The 23,285-nt window shown below is 73.5% G+C and carries 16 protein-coding genes; 8 read left to right on the top strand and 8 right to left on the bottom strand.

Features of this window, described 5'->3' with window-relative positions; translation table 11 throughout:
• The 6 genes from ABZ234_RS09285 (at position 1) to ABZ234_RS09260 (ending at position 12,632) form a co-directional block, all read left to right on the top strand.
• Positions 1-1,008: a TIGR03842 family LLM class F420-dependent oxidoreductase gene (locus tag ABZ234_RS09285; protein ID WP_355011658.1), complete on the top strand. Its 1,008-nt coding sequence runs from the start codon at positions 1-3 to the stop codon at positions 1,006-1,008.
• A 297-nt stretch (positions 1,009-1,305) separates the two neighbouring features.
• Positions 1,306-2,871 carry an NCS1 family nucleobase:cation symporter-1 gene (locus tag ABZ234_RS09280; RefSeq protein ID WP_267946655.1) on the top strand — a complete coding sequence of 522 codons (1,566 nt, stop codon included), beginning with the start codon at positions 1,306-1,308 and terminating at the stop codon, positions 2,869-2,871.
• Positions 2,872-3,747: 876 nt separating this feature from the next.
• Positions 3,748-5,214 (top strand): bifunctional cytidylyltransferase/SDR family oxidoreductase, encoded by a 1,467-nt coding sequence (locus ABZ234_RS09275; protein ID WP_355011657.1) that lies wholly within the window; start codon positions 3,748-3,750, stop codon positions 5,212-5,214.
• Complete coding sequence (locus ABZ234_RS09270; protein WP_355011656.1) at positions 5,211-7,280, top strand: glycerophosphotransferase; 2,070 nt, start codon at positions 5,211-5,213, stop codon at positions 7,278-7,280. Before ABZ234_RS09275 ends, ABZ234_RS09270 begins: the two co-directional genes overlap by 4 nt.
• A gap of 40 nt (positions 7,281-7,320) precedes the next feature.
• Positions 7,321-10,053 carry a CDP-glycerol glycerophosphotransferase family protein gene (locus tag ABZ234_RS09265; protein WP_355011655.1) on the top strand — a complete coding sequence of 911 codons (2,733 nt, stop codon included), beginning with the start codon at positions 7,321-7,323 and terminating at the stop codon, positions 10,051-10,053.
• A 404-nt stretch (positions 10,054-10,457) separates the two neighbouring features.
• On the top strand, positions 10,458-12,632 hold the full coding sequence (locus ABZ234_RS09260; protein ID WP_355011654.1) for an acyltransferase family protein: 2,175 nt from the start codon (positions 10,458-10,460) through the stop codon (positions 12,630-12,632).
• A 230-nt stretch (positions 12,633-12,862) separates the two neighbouring features.
• Here ABZ234_RS09260 and ABZ234_RS09255 read toward each other — a convergent pair whose 3' ends face one another.
• The gene (locus tag ABZ234_RS09255) at positions 12,863-13,627 is read right to left on the bottom strand and encodes a crotonase/enoyl-CoA hydratase family protein (protein ID WP_355011653.1); all 765 of its coding nucleotides are present in this window, start codon (positions 13,625-13,627) and stop codon (positions 12,863-12,865) included.
• 9 nt (positions 13,628-13,636) lie between these two features.
• The gene (locus ABZ234_RS09250; RefSeq protein ID WP_267946661.1) at positions 13,637-14,410 is read right to left on the bottom strand and encodes an SDR family NAD(P)-dependent oxidoreductase; all 774 of its coding nucleotides are present in this window, start codon (positions 14,408-14,410) and stop codon (positions 13,637-13,639) included.
• 203 nt (positions 14,411-14,613) lie between these two features.
• On the opposite strand from ABZ234_RS09250, the gene ABZ234_RS09245 reads away from it, so the two are divergent.
• Positions 14,614-15,210: a Uma2 family endonuclease gene (locus ABZ234_RS09245; protein WP_352983865.1), complete on the top strand. Its 597-nt coding sequence runs from the start codon at positions 14,614-14,616 to the stop codon at positions 15,208-15,210.
• A gap of 4 nt (positions 15,211-15,214) precedes the next feature.
• Here the strand turns inward: ABZ234_RS09245 and ABZ234_RS09240 are convergent, their stop codons facing one another.
• From ABZ234_RS09240 to rplM, 4 genes are all read right to left on the bottom strand, one after another.
• Positions 15,215-16,243 (bottom strand): ROK family glucokinase, encoded by a 1,029-nt coding sequence (locus tag ABZ234_RS09240; RefSeq protein ID WP_267946663.1) that lies wholly within the window; start codon positions 16,241-16,243, stop codon positions 15,215-15,217.
• Between the two features lie 184 nt (positions 16,244-16,427).
• A complete protein-coding gene (glmM, locus tag ABZ234_RS09235) occupies positions 16,428-17,768 on the bottom strand; it encodes a phosphoglucosamine mutase (protein ID WP_267946664.1) in 1,341 nt (446 codons plus the stop codon).
• Positions 17,769-17,927: 159 nt separating this feature from the next.
• Positions 17,928-18,437: a 30S ribosomal protein S9 gene (rpsI, locus tag ABZ234_RS09230; protein ID WP_330161793.1), complete on the bottom strand. Its 510-nt coding sequence runs from the start codon at positions 18,435-18,437 to the stop codon at positions 17,928-17,930.
• A gap of 37 nt (positions 18,438-18,474) precedes the next feature.
• Positions 18,475-18,924, bottom strand: a complete 450-nt coding sequence (gene rplM, locus ABZ234_RS09225; RefSeq protein ID WP_267946666.1) for a 50S ribosomal protein L13 — start codon at positions 18,922-18,924, stop codon at positions 18,475-18,477.
• Between the two features lie 1,531 nt (positions 18,925-20,455).
• Between rplM and ABZ234_RS09220 the strand changes: the two genes are divergently transcribed.
• Entirely contained in the window at positions 20,456-21,295 is an 840-nt protein-coding gene (locus ABZ234_RS09220) for a hypothetical protein (RefSeq protein WP_344182275.1), read from the top strand.
• A gap of 335 nt (positions 21,296-21,630) precedes the next feature.
• Here the strand turns inward: ABZ234_RS09220 and truA are convergent, their stop codons facing one another.
• On the bottom strand, positions 21,631-22,629 hold the full coding sequence (truA, locus tag ABZ234_RS09215) for a tRNA pseudouridine(38-40) synthase TruA (protein WP_355011652.1): 999 nt from the start codon (positions 22,627-22,629) through the stop codon (positions 21,631-21,633).
• 145 nt (positions 22,630-22,774) lie between these two features.
• Entirely contained in the window at positions 22,775-23,266 is a 492-nt protein-coding gene (gene rplQ / locus ABZ234_RS09210) for a 50S ribosomal protein L17 (RefSeq protein ID WP_267946669.1), read from the bottom strand.
• Positions 23,267-23,285: the final 19 nt, after the last annotated feature.

The following is a 23,285-nucleotide window of genomic DNA, read 5'->3' as shown; positions in this document are numbered from 1 at the left end:
ATGGACTTCGGACTCGTCCTCCAGACCGACCCGCCCGCCGACCTGCTGGTCGAGCGGATGGTGCGCGCCGAGGCCTACGGCTTCACCCACGGGTGGACCTTCGACTCGGTCGTGCTCTGGCAGGAGCCGTTCGTCATCTACAGCCGCATCCTGGAGCGCACCGAGCACCTGGTCGTGGGACCGATGGTGACCAACCCGGGCACACGCGCGTGGGAGGTGACCGCGTCCCTGTTCGCCACCCTGAACGACATGTTCGGGAACCGGACGGTGTGCGGGATCGGCCGGGGCGACTCGGCGATGAGGGTGGCGGGGCGCAGGCCCGCGACGCTCGACCGCCTCTCCCTCGCGATGGGGGCGATCAAGGACCTGGCCGAGGGCCGGGAGGCGGAGGTTGACGGCACGCCCATGCGCCTGCCGTGGGTCCGCGGCGGCTCCCTGCCCGTGTGGATGGGCGCCTACGGTCCCAAGGCGCTGGACCTGGCGGGGCGCCGGGCCGACGGGTTCGTCCTCCAGCTGGCCGACCCGTACCTGACCGAGTGGATGGTCTCGGCGGTGCGGGCGGCCGCGGCCAGCGCCGGGCGCGACCCCGCGTCGGTGAAGGTGTGCGTGGCGGCCCCCGCCTACGTGACCGACGGCTCCCCGGAGGCGCTGGCGCACGCGCGCGAGCAGTGCCGGTGGTTCGGCGGGATGGTCGGCAACCACGTCGCCGACCTGGTCGCGCGGTACGGCGAGTCCGGCGCCGTGCCGCAGGAGCTGACCGACTACATCCGGGCCCGCGAGGGGTACGACTACAGCCACCACGGCCGGGTGGACAACCCCGACACCCGGTTCGTCCCGGACGCGATCGTGGACCGGTTCTGCCTGGTGGGCCCGGTCGAGGAGCACGTCGCCAAGCTCGAACGGCTGCGGAGCGCCGGTGTGGACCAGTTCGCGGTCTACGCGATGCACGACGACGTGGACGGGGTCGTCGAGGCCTACGGCCGCGACGTGGTCCCCGCCCTCTCCTGAGGCCCGGGAGCACCTGGCCGGGCGGGCCGCGGGGAGGCGGACGGCGTCCCCGGGGCGCGGCCCGGCCACCCCGTCCGGGCCGCGCGCAGGCGCCCGCATGCCGTTCCGGCGCCTTGCGGGGCCCGGTCCCCGAGGCACGCGGGGAGACGTCGTCGCACCCCGGGTGACGTGCGAGGATATTCGGTGGCCTATGCACAATCCGGACTTTCCGTGCATACTGCCGGGCTCCGCCCCCGTGGACCCGGCGCCGCTCCCCCACCCCGCTCCCCACCCAGCACCACCGAAACCAGGTGTCCCGTGACCCAAGCCCCGCCGTCCCCGGAATCCGCCGTCGTCACCCATCCCGACGGACGCGTGTCCCTGGCGGAGGGCTCCGCCCTCCCCGAGAGCCCCTTCGTCAACGCCGACCTCCAGCCGGTCCCGATCTCCCGGCGCGACTGGGGCACCGGCAGCTTCACCGCCCTGTGGGTGAGCATGTCGGTCAGCATCCCGGCGTGGACCCTGGCCAGCGGCCTGATCGCGGCCGGCATGGACTGGCGGCAGGCGATGCTCGCCGTCGTCCTCGGCAACCTCGTCGTGCTGCTGCCGATGGTGCTGACCGGCCACGCCGGAGCCAAGTACGGCATCCCGTTCCCGGTGTTCGCCCGCGCCTCCTTCGGCCTGCGCGGCGCCAACCTGCCCGCGCTGCTGCGCGGCGCGGTGGCGTGCGGCTGGTACGGCATCCAGACCTGGGTCGGCGGCCAGGGCGTGTACGTCCTCGTCGGTCGCCTGCTCGGCGACGGGTGGACCGGCGCCGCGCAGGTCGGCGGCAACCCGTGGACCCTGTGGCTGTCCTTCGGCCTGTTCTGGGCGGCCCAGCTCGCGATCATCCTGTGGGGCATGGAGGGCGTGCGCCGCGTCCAGGTGTGGGCCGCGCCGCTGATGGTCGTCGGAGGCCTGGCCCTGCTGGCGTGGATGGCCGTCGAGGCGGGCGGCGTCGCCCCGATGCTCTCCCTGGACTCCGGTGAGGCCCTGGACTGGGGCCCGTCCTTCTGGGCGCTGTTCTTCCCGTCCCTCATGGGCGTCATCGGCTACTGGGCGACCCTGACCCTGAACATCAGCGACTTCACCCGGTTCTCCGCGTCGCAGCGGGCCCAGGTCGTGGGCCAGACGCTCGGCCTGCCCACCACGATGACGCTGTTCTCCCTGCTGGCCGTGATGGTCACGGCGGGCACCGCCTCCGTGTACGGCGAGCCGCTGTGGAACCCGATCGACATCGTCGCGCAGATGGGCAGCGGGCTCGGCCTGCTCTTCGCGGTCTTCGTCGTGCTGCTCGCGACGGTGTCCACCAACATCGCCGCGAACCTGGTCGGCCCCGCCTACGACCTGGCCAACCTGAGGCCGAGGCTGATCAGCTTCCGCACCGGAGCGGTCATCACGTGCTTCCTCAGCGTCCTCATCTTCCCGTGGAGGCTGCTGGAGAACGAGAACGTGTACATCTTCACCTGGCTCGGCACCGTGGGCGGCGTCCTCGGCACGGTGGCGGGCATCCTGCTCGCCGACTACTGGCTGCTGCGCCGCACCAGGATGAACCTGGCCGCGCTGTACGAGCGCGGCTCGGAGTACTGGTACGCGCACGGGTGGAACTGGCGCGCCCTCGCGGCGTTCGGGATCGGCACGGTGCTCGCCGTGGGCGGATCGCACTCCCCCGAGGGCTCGGGCCCCTTCCCCGCCGACGGCCTGATCCCGGTCCTGGCCCCGCTGGCCGACTACGGCTGGCTGGTCGGGCTCGTCAGCGCGCTGCTGGTCCACTGGGCGCTGGGCGTGTTCCTGCCCGACCGGCGCGCCGGCGGCCGGCGGGCCGCGGAAGACCCCGCCGACTGACCGGACCGCCCCACAGGTCCCGGGGCCGCGCCGGTGTCCGGCGCGGCCCCGCCGCGTGCCGGGCCGGACCGTGCGGGCCGCGGCCCGCACGGCGGCGGCCCGGGGGCGTCCGCCGGCCCGGGCGCACTCCCGTTCCGGTGGGATTGGACACCCTCCCGGCCGCGGGGCGCACCCCGGGGTCCGGCGCCCCGGCCGGACGGCGGGCGGTCCAGGTCGGGCACCCGCCGGGGCCGGACGCGCGGACCGGGTTCGGCGCGTCCGCGGACGACCTGCGCGCACGGGCCGTCAGGGACTCTCCCCTGGCCACGGTGGTCCCACCGGCGCCGGCGGACCCCTTCGCCGCGGGCGCGGGGCGAATGACTGCTATCACACGAGAAGAAGGTGCTTCGGCGGGTTAGGTAGTGTTCACCTGTGTGTTCCCACTACGTGGATATATCCGGCTGTCCGGGCGAACCGTTCCCCTGGGGAGGGGCGTTAGCCCAGGAGTCGGCCCACGAGTCCCGCTCCGGGTGCCCGACACGCGTCCCGCACTCCGTTCACACAGGGGCCACCGGCCGTCCTACCGCACCGTGGCGGATGGGCGGGCGATGTCACCCGAACAGGGGTCACAGGACACGCATCACAGACCAAGACGACCAGAACGAACTACAACTCGCACCGGGCCCCGGGTAAACCCCGGGGCGGCCACGGCCGTCAACGTGACGCCGAAGCATCCACTTTCATCCAGACAACGCACACATGTCATGAAGTGACGCGCATCCCCCGCGCGGGTCCTGATCCCTCCCGCGTTCCCTCTCCCCCACACGTCCACCCCGACGGGGTCCGCGTAGCCGGGGGCGTCGTTCGACATCTCGCGTTTCGACGGGAGACATCACCTTGCCTCACACCTCCGCGCGCCCGACGCCTGCGTCGGCGCACCGCACCGTGGCCGTCGTCCTGGCGGGCGGCAGCGGCCAGCGCATCGGACTGGCCACCCCGAAGCAGCTGCTCAAGATCGCCGGGAAGTCGATCCTCGAGCACACGCTCACGATCTTCGAGCAGGCTCCGAGGGTCGACGAGGTCATCGTGATGATGAACCCCGGGTTCGTCTCCGACGCGGAGGCGATCGTCCGCGGCGCCGGCCTGTCCAAGGTCACGCGCGTCCTGCCCGGCGGCACATCGCGCAACGCCACCACCCAGCTCGCCCTCGACGCCCTGGCGCACCTTCCGGCGGAGACCACGAACGTGCTCTTCCACGACGCCGTGCGCCCGATGCTGTCCCAGCGCGTCATCGACGACTGCGTCACCGCGCTCGGGTCCTTCGAGGCCGTGGACGTGGCGATCCCCTCCTCGGACACGATCATCGAGGTGGACGACGACGTCATCACCGACGTCCCCGTCCGCTCGCGGCTGCGCCGCGGCCAGACCCCGCAGGGGTTCCGCCTGGCCACCATCCGCGACGCCTACGTCAAGGCGTGGGACGACCCGGGCTTCGAGGCGACCGACGACTGCTCGGTGGTGCTGCGCTACTCGCCCGGCGTCCCCATCCACGTGGTGGCCGGCGAGGAGCAGAACATGAAGGTCACCCAGCCGGTGGACATCTTCATCGCCGACAAGCTGTTCCAGCTGGCCTCCTCCGCCACCCCCGAGTTCTCCGACGAGGACTACGCGAAGCGGCTCGCCGGGGCCACCGTCGTCGTGTTCGGCGGCAGCTACGGCATCGGCGCGGGCGTGGCCGACCTGGCGGAGAAGCACGGCGCGCGCGTGTTCCGCTACTCGCGCGGCGCCACCCGCACCAACGTCGCCAACCCCGACGACGTCGCCGCGGCCCTGGAGCAGGCCCACTCCGCCACCGGCCGGGTCGACTTCGTCGTCAACACCGCCGGGGTGCTCCGGATCGGGCGCCTGGACAAGACCGATCCGGAGACCATCGAGGAGGCCCTGCGGGTCAACTACCTCGCCCCGGTCCACATCGCCCGCGCCGCCTTCCCGTACCTGGCCCAGACCGGCGGGCAGCTGCTGCTGTACACCTCCAGCTCCTACACGCGCGGGAGGGGCGAGTACAGCCTGTACTCCTCCACCAAGGCGGCCACCGTCAACCTCACACAGGCGCTGGCCGACGAGTGGTCGCAGGACGGGGTCCGGATCAACTGCATCAACCCCGAGCGCACGCAGACCCCGATGCGCACCAACGCCTTCGGCGACGAGCCGGCCGGGAGCCTCCTCAGCGCGGAGAAGGTCGCCCGCACGTCCGTGGACGTCCTGTTGTCCGACCTGACCGGCCACGTCGTCGACGTGCGCCGCGAGGACCCTCCCGGCGCCGTGACCGGCGCCCCCCGCGGGGAGACGGAGGGAGCCAAGTGAACAAGTTCAGAGAACTGGGCAGGGAGACCATCGGCTGGTCCGCCCTGCTCGGGCTGTCCTACCTGGTCATGCTCGCCGGCGTGATCACCGGCCTGTGGTGGGTCTTCCTGGTGGGGGCCGTCGGCAGCTACGCCATGGACGCCCTCCTGCTGCACCGCCTGCCCGCGCTCGCCAAGCTCGTCCAGCAGATCCGCCTGGGCATCACGCCGCGGGCCCTGCTGCGCCAGCTCCTCGCCCTGGGCCTGCTCATCACCACGCCCACGGCCACCTCCACGGGCATCGGCATGGTCCTGCTGACCTGCCTGGTGCTGTTCGGGCTCCAGCTGGTGTGCGGTGTGGCAGCCCGGCTGCTGCGGATGCGCCGCCGCCTGCCGATCGTCACCCGCAACATCGACCTGGGCCCCCTGCGCATCCCCGACAGCCCGCCCATGGTGCTCGTCCGCGAGCCCATGAGCCGCCTGCTGCCCCTGGACGCGTTCCTGGTCGCCGGAGCGGTCGCCTACGTCGCCGAGGGCGCGGTCTGGGCCGTCGTGGTCGGGGCGATCGCCTCCGTGTCCCTGACCGTGCTGGCTCTGGCGCTGTTCGGGTGGCACCTGGCCCGGGCCCGGACCATCCCCGAGTCCGAGCGGGTCATGGAGTTCGCCCAGAACTGGCTGGACTCCTACCGGCCCGAGGTCGTCCTGTACTTCTCGGGTTCGGCCGACTCCGCCTACCAGGTCAACATGTGGCTGGAGGCCGTGGCCGCGCTGCCGCGCCGGTCGGTGGTCGTCCTGCGCGAGCGGGTCATCGCCGCGCAGCTCGCCCCGACGCCGGTGCCGGTCCTGTGCGTTCCCACCTCGACCGACCTGATGGCGCTGGACTTCGGCCCGGCGCGCGTGGCCCTCTACCCGGCCAACACCGGCAAGAACATCCACATGCTGCGCAACCCGCTGCTGGGCCACGTGTTCATCGGCCACGGGGACAGCGACAAGGTCGCCAGCATCAACCCGTTCAGCAAGGTCTACGACGAGGTGTGGACCGCCGGACGGGCCGGGCGCGACCGCTACGACCGCGCCCGGGTGGGCGTGCGCGACGACGAGATCGTGGAGGTCGGCCGCCCCCAGCTCGACGCGATCCGCACCGACACCGCCCCCAACGCCGTGCACAGCGTGCTGTACGCCCCGACCTGGGAGGGGTGGACGGACGAGCCCGGCAACACGTCGCTGACCGACGCCGGCCCGGCGCTGATCCGGACGCTGCTGGCCGCCGAGCCGCGGGTGCGCGTCCTGTACAAGCCGCACCCCTTCACCGGGGTCCGGTCCGCGGCCGCCCGCGGCGCGCACCGCCGCATCGTCGCGATGCTGGAGGAGGCCAACCGGGCCGCGTCCGCGAACGGCGACCGCGCCCCGGCGGGACGCGAGCGCCCGGACCTCGCCTCCCTCGAACGGCGCCTGGCCGCCTTCGACACCGACAACGGCGCCACCGACGAGGCCCACAACTCCCGTGAGGAGGGCACCGCCGACCCCGGCGCCGCCGCCGAGCTCCAGCAGCTGTCCGAGGAGTGGCACCGGGTGTACTGGGAGGGCCGCGCCGACACCGAGCACCTGGTCATCCAGGGGCCCCGCCCGACCCTCTACTCGTGCTTCAACCAGGCCGACCTGCTCATCAGCGACATCTCCAGCGTCGTCGCCGACTTCATCGCCACCGAGAAGCCCTACGCCATCACCAACTGCGAGGGCATCACGGACGAGGAGTTCCAGGACAAGCACCCCACCTCCGGCGCCGCGTACATGCTCGCGCCGGACGGGGGCGGCCTGGAGGCCGCGCTCGCGGCGGTCCGGTCGGCCGCGACCGACCCCCTGGCGGAGGACCGCACCAGGCTCAAGGCCTACCTGCTCGGCTCCGGCGACTCCAGCTCCCAGTCGCGCTTCGAGGCCGCCGTCGACGACCTCTACCGGCGCAGGAGCGACCAGCACCCGGTCGGCTCCGGGGCGGCGTCCGCGGACGCGCCCGACCCGGACGACTCACCCGGCTCCTCCGCCGGCTCCCCGCCCTCCGGGGCGGACCCCGCTCCCGCGCGTGTGTGACGCCCCGTCCACCGCGCTCCTGAAAGGAACCTGACAACCCATGGCCGGAGCAAAGCGCACGGTCCCCGAGGAACTCCAGCGCCTCATGCGCTACCTGCCCGAGTCCGAGCAGGACGAGCGGGCGCGCTTCCTCGCCGCCGCCGACGAGTTCGTCGGCGGCTCGGCCCCCGGTGACCTGAGGGCCTTCTCCCCGCTGACCAGGGTCAAGCTGTGGCTGGCCAAGGAGCACCGCCTGGACGACCTGGAGACGGTCATCCGGTACGAGCGGGACAACCCGCAGGCCCACCTGGTGCGGGGACGCCTGTCGCCCTCGGTCGAGGTGCCCGGCATCGCGCCGTCGTCCCTGCCCAGGGAGGTCACCCGGCTCAAGAACTCCGAGATGCCGCTGGTCACCAAGCTGACCGACATGGCCTGGGTGGAGGGACGCCTGCGCCTGCGCGGGTACGCGTACGTGCGCAACGTGCCCGTGGAGTCGGCGCCGCGCGTCCCCGCGATGGCGTGGCTCACCGACACCGCCTCGCGCCGGCGCGTCGTGGTCCGCATGGCCCCGCGGCACGAGCCGCGCGCCACGGCCGACTCCAAGCAGGCGCTGCACTGCTACGACTGGGCCGGGTTCGAGCTGTTCGTCGACCCCGCCAAGCTGCGCGGGAGCCAGGGCTGGAAGCCCTCGACGTGGTCGCTGACCCTCGGCGTGTGGGCCTCCGGCAGGCCGCACAGGGCGGGGCTGGTCCCCGGCGACATCGGCCCCGCCGGACACCAGCACGCCCACCGCCTGGACGCGTCCACCCGCTGGGTGAGCGCGTTCCGCAAGAAGCGGCTGGAGTTCGAGATCCAGTCCGTCGAGGCCGAACTCGTCGGCCACTCCCTCGACGCCGACCTGCTCAGCCTCGGGCTGCGCGGCCCGGCCGAGCGTCCCGTGGAGGGCCTCGTGCTCTCCCACGGCCCGGCCAAGGAGCCGGTCGAACGCGAGTACAGGGCCGAGGCGGACGGCCCCGACGGGCGCCGCCGCGTCACCGTGCCCCTCGCCGACCTCTCCGTGGCGGACACGGAGGAGACCCGTGAGCTGCGCGCCCACGCGGTCGTCGGCGGGCGCCGGGTGCCGGTCGTCGTCGCCGAGGGCGTGCTCTCACAGGCGCACCCGACCGACGGCGGCCGCGAGATCTCGGTGGGCGTCACCGCCGTGGACACCCTCGTCCTGCACGACCGCCTCCGCCAGCCCGTCGTGGACGCGATGGAGTGGGTGGAGGGCGACCTGGTGCTGTCCGGCTCCTACACCGGCCCGGACCGGGACCGCGTGATGGTGCTGCGCCACGGGGAGCGGTTCGAGGAGGTCCCCGTCCCGGTGGAGGTCGCCGACGGGCGCTTCCGTGCGGTGATCGACCCCGAGCACCACGACTCCCACGGCGACACCCTGCCGCTGCGCAAGGGCCGGTGGTACATGTCGTTCCGCTCCGTCCGGGACCGGGACGACTCCAACGACGTACCGGTGAAGATCCGGCACGACCTGGTGCCGCGGCTGCCCCTGGTCCACCAGGGGGCCAAGCGCTCCTACTCCGTGGACCACCGGTTCCACGACCGCCTGTTCCTGTCCCCCGCCAGTCCGCTCGACGACTCCGAGAAGGGCGCCTACCGGCAGAGGGTCCTGCGCGAGGCGTTCACCGCGGAGCAGAAGGCGCTGCCCCTGCGCGAGGCGGTGTTCTACAACAGCTTCGGCGGCAAGCAGTTCTCGGACTCGCCGCGGGCCGTGTACGAGGAGCTGGTGCGCCGCGGCGTGGAGGTCGACCACCTGTGGTCGGTCGACGACCAGCAGGTGTCCCTGCCGCCGGGCGTCGTGCCCGTGGAGTGGCACAGCCGCGAGTGGTACGAGGCGCTGGCCCGGAGCCGGTACGTCGTCACGAACGTCGGCATCGGCGACTGGTTCGTCCGGCGCGAGGGGCAGACCGTGGTGCAGACCTGGCACGGCACCCCGCTCAAGAAGATCGGCGCCGACCTGCTCGGCACGCCGAAGGCCAACCGGGCCTACATCGCGAGCCTGCCGCACCGGTCCCGCCAGTGGGACTTCCTGGTCTCGCCGAACTCGTTCACCACGCCCATCATGCGCGGCGCGTTCCGCTGCGAGACGGAGATCCTGGAGGCGGGCTACCCGCGCAACGACGTCTTCCACGCCCCCGACCGCGAGGAGCGCGCCGAGCGGACCCGCAAACTCCTCGGCATCCCCGAGGGCAAGAAGGTGGTCCTCTACGCCCCGACCTGGCGCGACGACCAGCGCTACGGCGGGACCCGCTTCAAGCTCGACCTCCGGATCGACCTGGAGGCGGCGCAGCGCGAGCTCGCCGAGGACCACGTGCTGCTGTTCCGCAAGCACCCTAAGGTGCTGGACAGCATCCCGGGCGCGGGGCAGGGGTTCGTGTGGGACGTGTCCAAGTACCCGGACATCGCCGACCTGTACCTGATCACGGACGTGCTGATCACCGACTACTCGTCGGTGTTCTTCGACTTCGCCCACTCCGGCAAACCGATGCTGTTCTTCACCTACGACCTGGAGCACTACCGGGACACCCTGCGCGGGTTCTACTTCGACCTGACCGCGCGGGCCCCGGGGCCGCTGATCAAGACCTCGGACGAGCTCATCGGCTCCATCCGGGACATCGGGTCCGTCACCGAGGAGTACGCGCAGCAGTACGAGGCGTTCGTCCGCGACTTCTGCCACCCCTCCGACGGCCGTGCCACACAGCGGGTGGTCGACCGCATGCTGGGCGGCGGCGAGGGCTAGGACGTGTTCTCCGCCCCCGGGCGCCGGGTCCTCCCGGAGCCCGGGGGCGGAGCCGTGCGCCCCGCCCCGGCGGAGGGGCGGAAAGGCGGATCGGGGCCGGGCACGCCCGGCGCACCGTCCGCCGCCGTGTGATCCGGGGCACCCGCCCCCCGGCGCGAGGCTACGCGTCAACACTGATTCCGTCTCGACTCGACAACAGGGCCCGCCCGGGAGGCGGGCCGCCCGCGGCGCCCGCCGATACTGGACCCGCAGGGTTTCCCGGGCGCCGTCGGCGCCCCGGCGCCGCGTCCGGCTCCCGCCCCCGGCGGCGCCGGGCCCGGTCCTCCCGCGACCGCGCTCCCGGAGCACGGCCCGGCCGCTGCCCCTGGCCCACCCCTGTCGAGTCCCGAGGCTGATCCGCACCCGTGCCCCTTCCCGCCCCCTTCCGCCCCGAGCCCTCCCCCGCCCGCGTCGAACCGGGGCGGCGGCGCTCCGACATCGAGGGGCTGCGCGCCGTCGCGGCGCTGCTGATCGCCGTCTACCACATCTGGTTCGGCACGGTCTCCGGAGGCGTCGACGTCTTCCTCCTGCTCACCGGGTTCCTCGTCACCGGCTCGCTGGTCCGGTCGGTGGAGCGCGACGGGCGGATCGCCTTCGGGGCGTTCTGGGCCAGGCTGGTCGAGCGGCTCTTCCCGGCGGGGGCGGTGGTGCTCGCGGCCGTGCTGGCGGGCGCGTACCTGCTCCTGCCGCGTTCGCGGTGGACGGGGGTCATCGCGGAGGTACAGGCCTCGGCGCTGTACTTCGGCAACTGGCGCCTGGCCCTGGACTCGGTCGACTACATGGCGGAGAACTCGTCCGCGAGCCCCGTGCAGCACTTCTGGTCGCTGGCGGTGCAGGGGCAGTTCTACCTGCTGTGGCCGCTCCTGATCGCGGCGGCCGGCCTGCTCGCGGCGCGGCTGGGCCGGAACGTGCGCGCGGTCGCGCTGCCCGCGGTGGGCGCGGTGCTGGCGGTGTCGTTCGCGTACTCGCTGTGGATCACCGCCGCCAAGCCCGTGTGGGCCTACTTCGACACCGGGGCGCGGTTGTGGGAACCGGCCCTGGGGGGCGTGCTCGCGCTGGTCGTCCACCGGGTGCGCCTGCCCCGGAGGCTGCGGACCGCCGCGGGATGGCTGGGGCTGGCCGCGCTGGCCGCCTGCGGGGTGGTGGTCGGCGACGCGCTCCCCTACCCCGGTTTCGCGTCCCTGTGGCCGGTGTGCGCCGCGGTCCTGGTCGTCCTGGCGGGCACGGGCGGGGACGGCGCCCCGCTGTCGGCGACCCGCCTGCTGGGACTGCGCCCGCTCACCTGGTTGGGCGGCCACGCCTACACGCTGTTCCTGTGGCACTGGCCCGTGCTGGTGTTCCACCTGGAGGTCACCGGCCAGGACCGCCCGACACCGGCGGGCGGCCTGCTCGTGCTGGGCGTCTCGTTCGCGGCCGCCGTGGCCACGAGCCGGGTGGTGGACGGGGGCGTGGGCCGGCTCACCCGTACGCGGAGCGCTCCGTCGTGGTCGCTGGCCGCGGGCGTCCTGTTCGTCGTCCCCGTGCTGGCCGCGGGCCTGCTGTGGGGCGGGTCCATCGAGCACGACCGCAGGCTGCGCCTGGAGCTGAGCTCCGACCCGCTGGCCTACCCGGGCGCCGCGGTGCACCTGGACCCCGAGCTGGGGGCGAACCTGCCCGCGCTGCCGGTGTACCCGGACACGACCACGGTCGTACGGGACACCATCGACCAGACCTCCGAGTGCAACTCCCTGCTCCCGGACACGGAGATGCGCAGGTGCGTGTTCGGCGACCCCGGGGCGGACTACACGCTGGTGCTGACCGGCAGTTCGCACGCCCGGCACTGGTTCCAGGCCCTGCGCCCCATCGCCGAGCGGCACGGGTGGCGGCTGGTGGTGATGACCAAGAACGCCTGCCAGTTCAGCGCGGAGCCGCAGACCTACCGGGGCGAGCCCTTCGCGGAGTGCACCGTCTGGAACGACCGGGTGATGGACGAGATCGCGACGCTGCGGCCCGATGCCGTGTTCGCCCTGGGATCGCTGACCCGGGCGGGAGAGGGCGCCTCCGAGCACGTGCCGGACGGTTTCGTGGAGCGGTGGCGGCAGCTGGAAGACCTGGGCGCGGACGTGGTCGCGGTCCGCGACACCCCCCGTTTCGGGTTCGACGTGGCCGAGTGCGTCGACCGCCACGGCGCCGGGCGCTGCACGGAGGACCAGTCCCGCTCGATGGCGCTCTCCTCCCCCTTCGAGGACCTGGAGGAGGTGCCCGGCAACACGCGGTTCCTGGACATGACCGACTACCTGTGCGAGGAGGGCCGGTGCCGCGGGGTCATCGGCAACCAGCTGGTGTACTACGACTCCGACCACTTCTCCTACGCGTTCTCGACGTCGCTCGCGGTGGTCCTGGAACCGCACCTGCTCGACGCCCTCGTGGACGCCCCTGCGGACGGGGGCTCCCTCGCCGAGGCGGCGGGCCACCCGCTCGTGCCCGTCGGCTCCTCCGGGGAGGAGGCGGACGGGCCACCGCGTACCGGTCCCGCGGGAAGCGGCGGGGAGGGGCCCTGACGGTCGCGCCCCGGTGGCGTGGACCGGGCCCTCCCCCGCGCGGCGGCCCCCGCGACCTCCAGGCGGCCGCACCGCGCCCGCCGGGCGCGGTGCGGCGTCCGGGACAGGGGCACCGGGGCCGGGCGGGGGCCTGGCGGCGATCGGGTCCGGCCCCCGGGCGCGGACGACGGCGGCGGCCGCCCCCGGGAGGGGACGGCCGCCGCACGCGGAGCCGGAGGCGCCGGGCGGCGCTACTCGCCCTTCCACACGGGGGCGCGCTTCTCGGCGAACGCCGCCGCCCCCTCCATCGCGTCCCGGCTGACGAACACGGGGCCCGCCAGCTCGTTCTGCCTCTCCCACATCTCGGCGGAGGACCAGTCGTCCGAGGAGGCGATGATCTCCTTGGACACCCTCACCGCCAGCGGGCCGTTGGGGGTGATCCGCGCCGCCAGGGCGCGGGCCCCCTCCAGTGCCCCGCCGCTCACGGTGACCTGGTTGACCAGGCCCAGCTCGGCCAGCCGGGGGGCGCCGACGAAGTCGCCGGTGAGGGCGAACTCCATGGCGATGTTGCGCGGGATCCGGTGGTGCAGGCGCAGCAGCCCGCCCGCACCGGCGACCAGGCCGCGCTTGGCCTCGGGGATCCCGAACTGGGCGTCCTCGGCGGCCACGACCAGGTCGCAGGCGAGGACCGCCTCGAACCCGCCCGCGAGGGCGTAGCCCTCGACGGCGGCGATCAGCGGCTTGCTCGGACCGCGCTCGGCGAACCCGCCGAATCCGCGCCCCTCCACCAGGGGGACCTCGCCCTTCATGAAGGCCTTGAGGTCCATCCCCGCGCAGAAGGTGCCGCCCGCGCCGGTGATGATGCCGACGCTCAGGTCCTTGCGTGCGTCCAGGTCGTCGAGGGCTTCGGCGATCTGGGCGGCGACCGCGGCGTTGACCGCGTTCCTGGCCCCGGGCCGGTTGATGGTGATGACGGCGACGCCGTCCTCGGCCGTGTAGAGAACCTCGTCGGACACGGTGTCCCCCTACTTCGGCGGCATGCGGAGCGCGCCGTCGATGCGGACGACCTCTCCGTTGACGTAGCTGATCTCCAGCAGGGCGCGCGCCAGCTTCCCGAACTCCGCGGCGGTGCCGAGGCGCTTGGGGAAGGGGACCGGCGCGGCCAGACGGGCCTTGAACTCCTCCGAGGCGGGGCCCTCCCCGTAGATGGGGGTCTCCAGGATGCCGGGGGCGATCGTGTTGACCGTGATGCCGACCGCGGCGAGGTCGCGGGCCGCGGGGAGGGTCATGCCGATGACGCCGCCCTTGGAGGAGGAGTAGGCGATCTGGCCGATCTGGCCCTCGATGCCCGCGAGGGAGGCGGTGTTCACGATCGAGCCGCGCTCGCCGTCCTCGTTGAGCGGCTCGGTCTTGGCGATCTCGGCCGCGGACAGGCGCAGCACGTTGAAGGTGCCGATGAGGTTGACCTGGATGACCTTCTGGTAGCTGTCCAGGTCGTGGGGGGTTCCGTGGCGGTCGACGGTGCGGGTCGCCCAGCCGATCCCGGCGCAGGAGACCGCGACGCGGAAGGGCCTGCCGGTGTCGACGGCGGCCTGGACCGCGGCCTTGACCTGGTCCTCCCGGGAGACGTCGGTGGAGACGAAGACCCCGCCGATCTCCTTGGCGACGGCCTCGCCGCGTTCGGCGTTGAGGTCGGCGACGACGACGGTGGCGCCCGCTGCCGCGAGCTCCTTGGCGGTGGCCTCGCCCAGGCCACTCGCGCCGCCCGAGACGAGGGCGGAGATTCCGTTCAGATCCATGGCCCGAACTCTACCGAGGATGTGACCCACGCACTAGAACCGGGTTCGGTTAATTGCGGACGACCTCTCCGGACCGGAGCCCGCACCGTCCCACCGGCCCCTTTCCCGCTCCGACGCACCTTGTCGTCACGGAGCGCTACCTTCCTGTCATGAGCAGAGCAACAGGATTACAGTGGGCTCAGGAATCGACCCCGGAGGAATCGATGACCGCCGAGCCGCTCCCCGCCTGGTTCATGCCGCCGCCCGGTGGATGGACCGCCGATCACATGGACAACCTTCCCCCGGGGGTACCCCGGATGGAACTCATCGACGGAGCGCTCGTCTTGCTTTCCCCTCAGACCCGGTTCCACAGTCAGGTCATGCGTCGGCTCGCCAATGCCTTGGAGGACTCGGCTCCCCCGAACGTCGAGGTCCTGCAAGAGATGACGATGAAACTCGGTAAGTACCAGAGGCCGGAACCCGACGTACTCCTCTACCGGTTCGAGAAAGGCGACGAGGAGCACCTCGACTGGTACCGGGCCACCCACGTACCGCCCGAGAACGTTCTCGTCGCCATCGAGATCGTGTCCGACGAGTCCCGGGACCGGGACCGCACCACCAAACCCCTCAAGTACGCACAGGCGGGCATTCCCCACTTCTGGAGGGTCGAGCACGAGGAGAACGGCCCGGCGATCCACGTCTACGAGCTCGACGGGACGAAGGACCCCCGCTACGTGCCGGTCACCATCGCACGGGAACGGCTCAAGCTGGACGTGCCCTTCCCGATCGACATCGACGTGAAGGCGCTGGCCCCCCGCTGACGGCTCAGCCCCGGTACGGCCCCCTCAAGCGCCGCTGGCGGCGCCTCTGGTGCCACCGGGGCAGTCCCTCCCGGGCGAGGTCGGCGGCGCCGATCAGCCCCGCCTCGTTCCCGAGGGCCGCCGCCGCGACCCGTGCGGTCGGCCGGTAGCCCCGCCCTGTGAGGTTGCGCTCGAACGCCGCACGCGCCGGTGCCAGCAGCAGCTCCCCCGCCTCGGACACGCCGCCGCCGATGATGAACAGCTCCGGGTCGAACGCCGCGGCCAGGTTGGCCAGGCCGGTCCCCAGCCACTCCCCCGCGTCCTCCATGAGCTCCACGCACGCCCGGTCGCCCTTGCGCGCCAGCTCGCTCACCAGCGGACCGGTGATGAGCCGGGCGTCGCCCCCGACCGCCTGGTGCAGGGCCCTGGCCACCGGGGACTCCGCCGCCACCAGCTCCCGGGCCTCCCGGGTCACCGCGTTGCCGCTGGCGTACTGCTCCCAGCACCCGCGGTTGCCGCACTCGCACCGGTGGCCGCCCGGCACCACGGTCATGTGTCCGAACTCACCGGCCAGCCCGTACCGGCCGCGGTGCAGCCGACCGTCCAGCACCACCGCCCCGCCGATTCCCGTGCCGAGGTTGACCACCACGACGTGGTCCACGCCCTGGCCGGAACCGGCGCACACCTCCGCCCACGCGGAGGCGTTCGCGTCGTTCTCCACCACCACCGGCAGGCCCAGCCGCAGCGACAGGGCGTCGCGCAGCGGCTCCTTGCGCCACGACAGGTGCGGGGCGAACAGCACGTTCGCGCGCCGCTCGTCCACGAAGCCGGCCGCGCCCACCCCCACCGCGCGCACGGGGAACTCCCGGCGCAGCTCCTCCACCGCGGACACGATCGTGTCCTCCACCACCGCGGGGCTCTTGCTCCGCTCGGGCGTCTCCGTGCGCAGGCGGGCGAGGATGCGCCCGCCCGGCGTCACCACGCCCGCCGCGACCTTCGTGCCGCCGATGTCCACCCCGATCGTCAGGGCGTGCCCGTACCGCGTGTCCGCCATCGTGACCACTTCACCGGTTCCAGGGACCCGCGCCGGAGTGGCGGGTCCGCCACACAGGGGAACGCGCACCCGGGCGGCGTCGTGCCCGGGTGCGCGTTCGAGGGGTCGGGGCCGCGCCCCGGCGGGCCGTTCCGGGCCCGCGGCGCGGGCGCCGGGCCCACCGGGAGCACCCGCGGACCACGTCCTAGCCCAGTGCGGAGCGGACCACCGCGGCCAGCCGCTCGGCCACCGCCGTCGCCTGCTCCTGCCCGGGAGCCTCCACCATCACCCTGACCTTGGGCTCGGTCCCGCTCGGACGGATCAGCACCCGACCGGTCTCACCCAGCTCCGCCTCCGCGGCGCGTACGGCCGACCACAGCTCCTCGGAGTCCTTCACCCGGGACCTGTCCACGTCGGGGACGTTGATGAGCACCTGCGGCAGGCGGGTCATGACCTTGGCCAGCTCGGCCAGCCCCTGCCGGCGGTGGGCCATCGCCGCGAGGAGGTGCAGCCCGGTCAGCACGCCGTCGCCGGTCGTGGCGTGGTCCAGCAGGATCACGTGCCCGGACTGCTCGCCGCCCAGGCCGAAGCCGCCGCGCTTCATCTCCTCCAGCACGTAGCGGTCGCCCACCGCGGTCTCCACCACGGCGATGCCCTCCCGCTCCATCGCGAGCTTCAGCCCCAGGTTGGACATGACCGTCACCACGAGGGTGTCCTCGGCGAGCCTGCCCGCGTCCTTGGCCTCGGCGGCCAGGATGGCGAGGATCTGGTCGCCGTCGACCACGCGGCCGTCCGCGTCCACCGCCAGGCAGCGGTCGGCGTCGCCGTCGTTGGCGATGCCCGCGTCCGCGCCGTGCAGGAGCACGGCCTCCTGGAGCACCTCGAGGTGCGTGGAGCCGCAGCCCTCGTTGATGTTGTAGCCGTCCGGCCGGTCCCCGATGGTGACGACCTCGGCGCCCGCCCGGCGCAGGGCCTCGGGGGCGACCGCGGTGGAGGCGCCGTTGGCGCAGTCCACCACGACCTTGAGGCCCTTGAGGCTGTGCGGGACCGACGCGAGCACGTGGGCGACGTAGCGCTCGGCCCCGTCGTCCGCCTCGCCGACCCGGCCGACCTGGTCGCCCACGGCGGGGGTCGAGGGCACGCCGAGCATGCCCTCGATCTCCTCCTCCAGGGCGTCCTCCAGCTTCTGGCCGCCCCGGGCGAAGAACTTGATGCCGTTGTCGGGGGCCGGGTTGTGGCTGGCGGAGAGCATCACGCCGAAGTCGGCGTCCAGCTCGCCGGTGAGGAAGGCCACGGCCGGCGTGGGGAGCACACCCACGCGGACCACGTCCACGCCGGTGCTCGCCAGGCCGGCGACCACGGCCGCCTCCAGGAACTCGCCGGAGGCGCGCGGGTCCCGGCCGACCACGGCCCTGGGTCTGCGCCCCGACCCGCTGTCCCGGGTCAGCACCCTCGCCGCGGCGATGGAGAGGTCCAGCGCGAGGGACGCGGTCAGGTCCCGACCGGCGACACCCCGTACACCATCTGTTCCGAACAGCCGAGCCACAGGCGACCAGCCCCTTTCGCAAACGGCGCCGCGTCCGGCGCCGGTGAAGTTCAGCGTGGCGCAAGCCACCGGAAAAACCAAAGACCCGCACGCCGCCCCCTGGAAACGGGAACGGCGTACGGGCCGAAGCTCAGCCGAGCAGGTGCCGGCGCATGAGCACTAACGCTTGGAGAACTGGGGAGCCTTGCGCGCCTTCTTGAGACCGGCCTTCTTCCGCTCCACCTCACGGGAGTCGCGGGTCAGGAAGCCGGCCTTCTTCAGGGTCGGGCGGTTGTTCTCCGGGTCCAGGGTCGCGAGCGCACGGGCGATGCCGTGGCGCAGCGCGCCGGCCTGGCCGCTGGTGCCGCCGCCGTCGAGACGGGCGAAGACGTCGTAGGCGCCGTCGAACCCGAGGGAGACGAACGGGTCCTTGATGGTCTGCTGGTGGACCTTGTCCGGGAAGTAGACCTCAAGGGGCTTGCCGTTGACCTTCCACTCGCCCGAACCGGGGGCGATGCGGACGCGGGCGACAGCCGACTTGCGGCGACCGGTACCGGCGCTGGGGCCGGAGGCGGTGGGGACGTAGGCGGCGACGGTCTCGTCGGACTCGCTGGTGTACTCGGAGGGGAACTCCTCCGGGTTGTCAGCGATCTCCTGCTCGACCTCTTCGATGCCGGTGGGCTCGACCACGGTTTTCCTCGTGCTCTCTGTAAAAGTCTGCGAACGCCTAGGCGGGCTGCTCGATCTTGGTGATGGCGAACGGAACCGGCTGCTGGGCCTGGTGCGGGTGCTCCGCGCCCGCGTACACCTTGAGCTTCTTGGCCATCTGGCGGCCGAGGGAGCCCTTGGGCAGCATGCCCTTGACGGCCTTCTCGATGGCGCGCTCGGGGTTGTTCTCCAGCAGGTCGACGTACGCCACGGAGCGCAGACCACCGGGGTAGCCGGAGTGCCGGTAGGCCTTCTTCTGCTCCAGCTTCTTACCGGTCAGGGCGACCTTGTCGGCGTTCACGACGATCACGAAGTCGCCGGTGTCGATGTGGGGCGCGTAGTACGGCTTGTGCTTGCCCCGAAGGAGCGTGGCAACCTGGCTCGCCATACGCCCGAGCACGAGATCGGTAGCGTCGACAACGTGCCACTGACGCTGGACATCGCTTGGTTTGGGGCTGTATGTGCGCACGATCGTTTGCCTTCGCTTCTTCAGTCGGCTGCCCCATCCCGAAGGTGGGAAGGGGGACTCGTATACACACCCGCGGTTGCGGGGTGTTTGGCCGGGTGTCCCATGCCAATCACAGGACTCTCCGATGGTGAGTGCGCAGACGATGGTGCGTGGATCGGCACCCGAATACGGGAGTTCGGGGCCCACGGCAACTCAACGCACAACGACGGGATATCCTACCTGGCCACCATAGCGCAGGTCAAAGCCAGCGACAGTGCGGACCGGCAGGACCACGCTCGGCGGGAAGCGCCGGCACGGGGTCACATCCGTGACCTCTCCGCCTTTTATTATGCCTTGTGCCGAGAGTGCTTCGTCCTGCGGCCGTCCGCGCGTTGGCTACGCTTGCACCGAAAGGCCGGTCTCCGCCCGGAACGACGGGCGCCGACACGCACCCCAGGAGACGCCCGTCACGGACGCCGACCCCCCGGGAGCCGGTGCTGACGCCAGAGGGCGCACCAGGCCGTGAGCCCGGTCGACCGCGGCCCGGTTCCCATCCCCAGAGCCTTCGGAGACTCCCATCAGTACCCATCCGAACCAGCCACAGTACGGACCCGACGGGCGACCCCTCGGACCGGAGGCAGGTGACGGCCAGGACCTGCTCGGATCAGCGGCCCCCCATGCCGAGGGCCAGCATCCCACATCGGGGCCGCAGCAGCCGCACTCCGCGCCCGCGGGCGGCCGGCCGCCCCTCCCCCCGCAGCCCTCCCCCCCGCACGCGCGGCCCGGCGGCCCGCAGTCCCCTCCCCCGTACCCGCAGAGCGGGCCCCAGCAGGGGTTCCACGGCGGCCAGGGCGACCCCGCGGGCCGCGGCGGCCCGAGCGGCCCCCAGGAGCCGCCCTACCCCGGCGGCCCCGTCGCCGCGTCCACGGGCGGCCGGCCCCCGATGCACCCCGGACAGCCGCCGTACGGCGCTCCCACCGGCGGACACGTGCCTCCGCACGGGGGCCCCACCGGTGGGCAGGTCCCCCCGCACGGGGGCCCCACGGGCGGCGGTCCCGGCATGGGACATCTCACCCCGGGCGGTCCCCACCAGCCCCCCGGCCGGACGCTCCCCCCGGGCGCCCTCCCCCACGGCCAGGGCGCTCCGCCCCTCCCCCCGCACGTGCAGGGACGGCCCGGCCCGCCCCCCGGCGCCCCGGCGCCCGGGCTGCCGCAGGCGCCCGGGCTGCCGCAGGCGCCCGGCACGCCCCAGGGGCCGCAGGATCCCCGAAGACAGCAGGGGCCCCAGCCGGACTTCCAGGTGACCGGGCAGCCGACGTACGGCGCCCCCACCGGCGGGCAGGTCCCCCCGCACGGGGGCCCCACTGGCGGCAGTCCGCGCCCGCTCCCCGGCGTGCCGTCCGGCGGCCAGATCGGCGGAGCCCCCGCGCTGCCGCCGGGCGCGCTTCCGCCCGGCGCGGCCCCGAGCCCCCAGCAGGCCTTCCAGGCGCCGCCTCGCGGCCCGGGGGCCGGGGAGCCGGGTAGGGGTGACCCCGTGTTCCCCCCGGAGGCCATGGGGGCCACACAGAACATCCACGCCGTCCCCGCGGCGCCGGGCAGGCGCGACAACCGCCCCCTGTACCGGGACGAGGTCCCCGACGACGCCGGCGTCGACACCGCGCAGTTCGACGTCCGGGGGATCGACGACTACGAGGACTACGACGACTACGCGTCCGGTGACGACGGCTATGCGGACGCGCGCGCCGGGAAGCGCCGCCTCCTGATGATCGCCGGGTTCGCCGCGCTGCTGGTCGTCGCGGGCGGCGTGACGTTCCTCCTCGCCAGCGGCGGGGGGACGGAGTCCGGCGGGGCGAGCGCCTCCGCCGTCGCGGACGAGTCCGACGACCCGGGCGCGCTCGCGCCGGACGACCTCTTCCCCGAGACCCTGGACGTGGAGGGCGGCACGTTCACCCGTGTGGCCGTCGACGACATCGAGGACTGCGCCGCGGGCGCGCACGGCGACTACGGCCAGGTCCTCTCCGACAACGAGTGCCGCCAGATGGTCCGCGCGTCCTACCTCAGCGAGGACGAGGCCCACGCGGTGACCATCGGGGTCGCGGCGATGCCCTCGGACGAGGACGCCGCCGCCGCCATGGAGGCGCAGGACCTCGTGGGGGCGCAGTGGTTCGCCGGCCTCGCCGGCGAGGAGGGCACCCCAGCGGAGCGGCTCGGCCACGCGGGCGGGCACGGCAGCAGCGGCCAGTGGGGCCGCTATGTGCTCTTCGCCCTGGCCACCAACAGCGACGGCTCCGAGGAGGGCTCGGAGGAGAGCGAGTCCGCCACCGAGCTGCGCACCATCGGCGACGGCTTCCTCGACGAGGCGTTCGGCGCCCTCAGCGAGGACCGCGCCTGATCCGGCCGGGAACACGGGGAGGGGGCGCCCGGTCCGGGCGCCCCCTCCGTCGTCCTCGGCCTCTCCGCCCCCGTCCACAGCCCGCGGAGCGGGCTTCCCCCGCCCTCCGCCCGGCCCTACCGTGGAAAGCGGGGGGATCCCGGGGTCACACCGGCCCCGCTGCACCGCACAGGACGCGCAGGACGCACGGGCCCCACTGCCCCGCACAGGACGCGCAGGACGCCTGACGCGGCGCCCGGCCGCACCGGACGCCGCACGCCGCACGCCCTGACCGTCCCGGCCGCGCCGCCGGTCCCCGGCCGCCGCACCCCGTGCCAGGCGCCACGCGCCCCGCGTCAGGCCGAGTGCCCCCGGCAGGGCAGCTCGCGCACCCGCCGGGTCGCCGAGGCCCGCGCCGCCAGCTCCTCGTCCCCGGGGTAGCGCACCTCCTCCAGGCTGAGCCCCTGCGGTCCCACCACGTGCACGGAGGAGTCGCGCACGGCCGCGCCGAGCACCGTCCCCGGCCAGTCCGCGTCCCGGCGCCCGTCGCCCACGGCCAGGAGCGCCCCCACGAGGGCGCGCACCATGTTGTGGCAGAAGGCGTCCGCCTGGATCGTCCCGCGCAGCAGGTGGGTGTCCACACGCGCCCACTCCAGGCGCAGCAGCTCCCGGACGGTCGTGGCGCCCTCCCGCTTCTTGCAGAAGGCCGCGAAGTCGTGCTCGCCGACCAGCCGCGCCGCTGCCTCGTTCATCCGCCCCTCGTCCAGCGGGCTCCTGTGCCACAGCACCGACCGGCGCAGCAGCGGGTCCACCCCGTGGGGGGCGTCGCTCACGTGGTACTCGTAGCGCCGGAACAGCGGGGAGAACCGCGCGTCGAACCCCGGTGGGGCCTTCCGGGCCCCGGTCACGCGCACGTCCTTGGGCAGGACCCCGGCGAGGCGGCGGAGCACCCTCTCCCCCTCGGCCACCCAGGTGGCCGCCGGGATGTCGGCCTGCGCCACCTGCCCCCTCGCGTGCACCCCGGCGTCCGTGCGACCCGCGCAGGTCAGTGCCACGCGCGGCAGCCGCAGGACCCTCTCCAGGGCCGACTCCAGCTCGCCCTGCACCGTGCGGCGCCCGGGCTGCGCGGCCCACCCCGAGAAGTCCGTGCCGTCGTAGGCGATGTCCAACCGGATCCTGACCGCCGGCTCGGCCCCGGACGCGTCGCCCGCGCCCCCGCCGGCCTCCGGGGGGCCGGCGGCGCCACCGGCTCCGGCGCCCCCTGGAACACCGGCGCGTCCCGGCTCCTCCGCCGCGGCGCCGCGCGGGGGCTCCCCCGCGGGCCCGGCCCCGGCCGTCGTCCCGTTCTCGTCCATCACACCCATCCGTTCAGGCCCACCGTCGGAGGGCGGCGCCCCAGGCGTCCGCCCTCCTGGAAAACACGAGTGCCCGACCCCCGGAGGGGTCGGGCACTCGGCGAGCGGTCGCACACACAGGTCCTGCCCGCGCGCGCCATCCGCCCTACTTGCTCTCGGCGCTCTTCTCGGCGGCCTCGTCGGTCTCGGCGACCTCTTCGGTCTCCGTGGCCGCGGTCTCCTCGGCGGGGGCCTCGACGGGCTCCTCGACCGGGGCGGCGGCCGGAGCGGCGGGGGCGTTCAGCGCCTCGACCAGCTCGATGACCGCCATGGGGGCGTTGTCGCCCTTGCGCGGACCGATCTTGGTGATCCGGGTGTAGCCACCGGGACGGTTCTCGAAGCGCGGGCCGATCTCGGTGAACAGCTCGTGCACCACGGACTTGTCCGTGATCTTGGTGAGAACCTGGCGACGGGCGTGCAGGTCACCGCGCTTGCCGAGGGTGATCAGCTTCTCGGCGTACGGGCGCAGACGCTTGGCCTTGGCCTCGGTGGTGCGAATGCGGCCGTGCTGGAACAGCGAGGTCGCGAGGTTCGCCAGGATGTGCCGCTCGTGAGCGGGCCCGGAACCCAGACGGGCGCCCTTGGTAGGCGTGGGCATGGTGTCGTTCTCCTAGTGA

The sequence above is a fragment of the Nocardiopsis sp. NPDC006198 genome, from assembly GCF_040613895.1.
Classification (GTDB): Bacteria; Actinomycetota; Actinomycetes; order Streptosporangiales; family Streptosporangiaceae; genus Nocardiopsis; species Nocardiopsis tropica.
Note: the sequence above shows the minus strand (reverse complement) of the source record. Positions and strands in the feature narration are given on the sequence as shown.

Bases quoted from the DNA above. Each gene is read 5' to 3' on its own strand.
- ABZ234_RS09220 (WP_344182275.1), top strand. From the start codon at position 20,456: ATGGGGGCCACACAGAACATCCACGCCGTCCCCGCGGCGCCGGGCAGG.
- truA (WP_355011652.1), bottom strand. From the start codon at position 22,629: ATGGACGAGAACGGGACGACGGCCGGGGCCGGGCCCGCGGGGGAGCCC.
- ABZ234_RS09245 (WP_352983865.1), top strand. From the start codon at position 14,614: ATGACCGCCGAGCCGCTCCCCGCCTGGTTCATGCCGCCGCCCGGTGGA.
- ABZ234_RS09250 (WP_267946661.1), bottom strand. From the start codon at position 14,410: ATGGATCTGAACGGAATCTCCGCCCTCGTCTCGGGCGGCGCGAGTGGC.
- ABZ234_RS09240 (WP_267946663.1), bottom strand. From the start codon at position 16,243: ATGGCGGACACGCGGTACGGGCACGCCCTGACGATCGGGGTGGACATC.
- rplQ (WP_267946669.1), bottom strand. From the start codon at position 23,266: ATGCCCACGCCTACCAAGGGCGCCCGTCTGGGTTCCGGGCCCGCTCAC.
- ABZ234_RS09265 (WP_355011655.1), top strand. From the start codon at position 7,321: ATGGCCGGAGCAAAGCGCACGGTCCCCGAGGAACTCCAGCGCCTCATG.
- ABZ234_RS09285 (WP_355011658.1), top strand. From the start codon at position 1: ATGGACTTCGGACTCGTCCTCCAGACCGACCCGCCCGCCGACCTGCTG.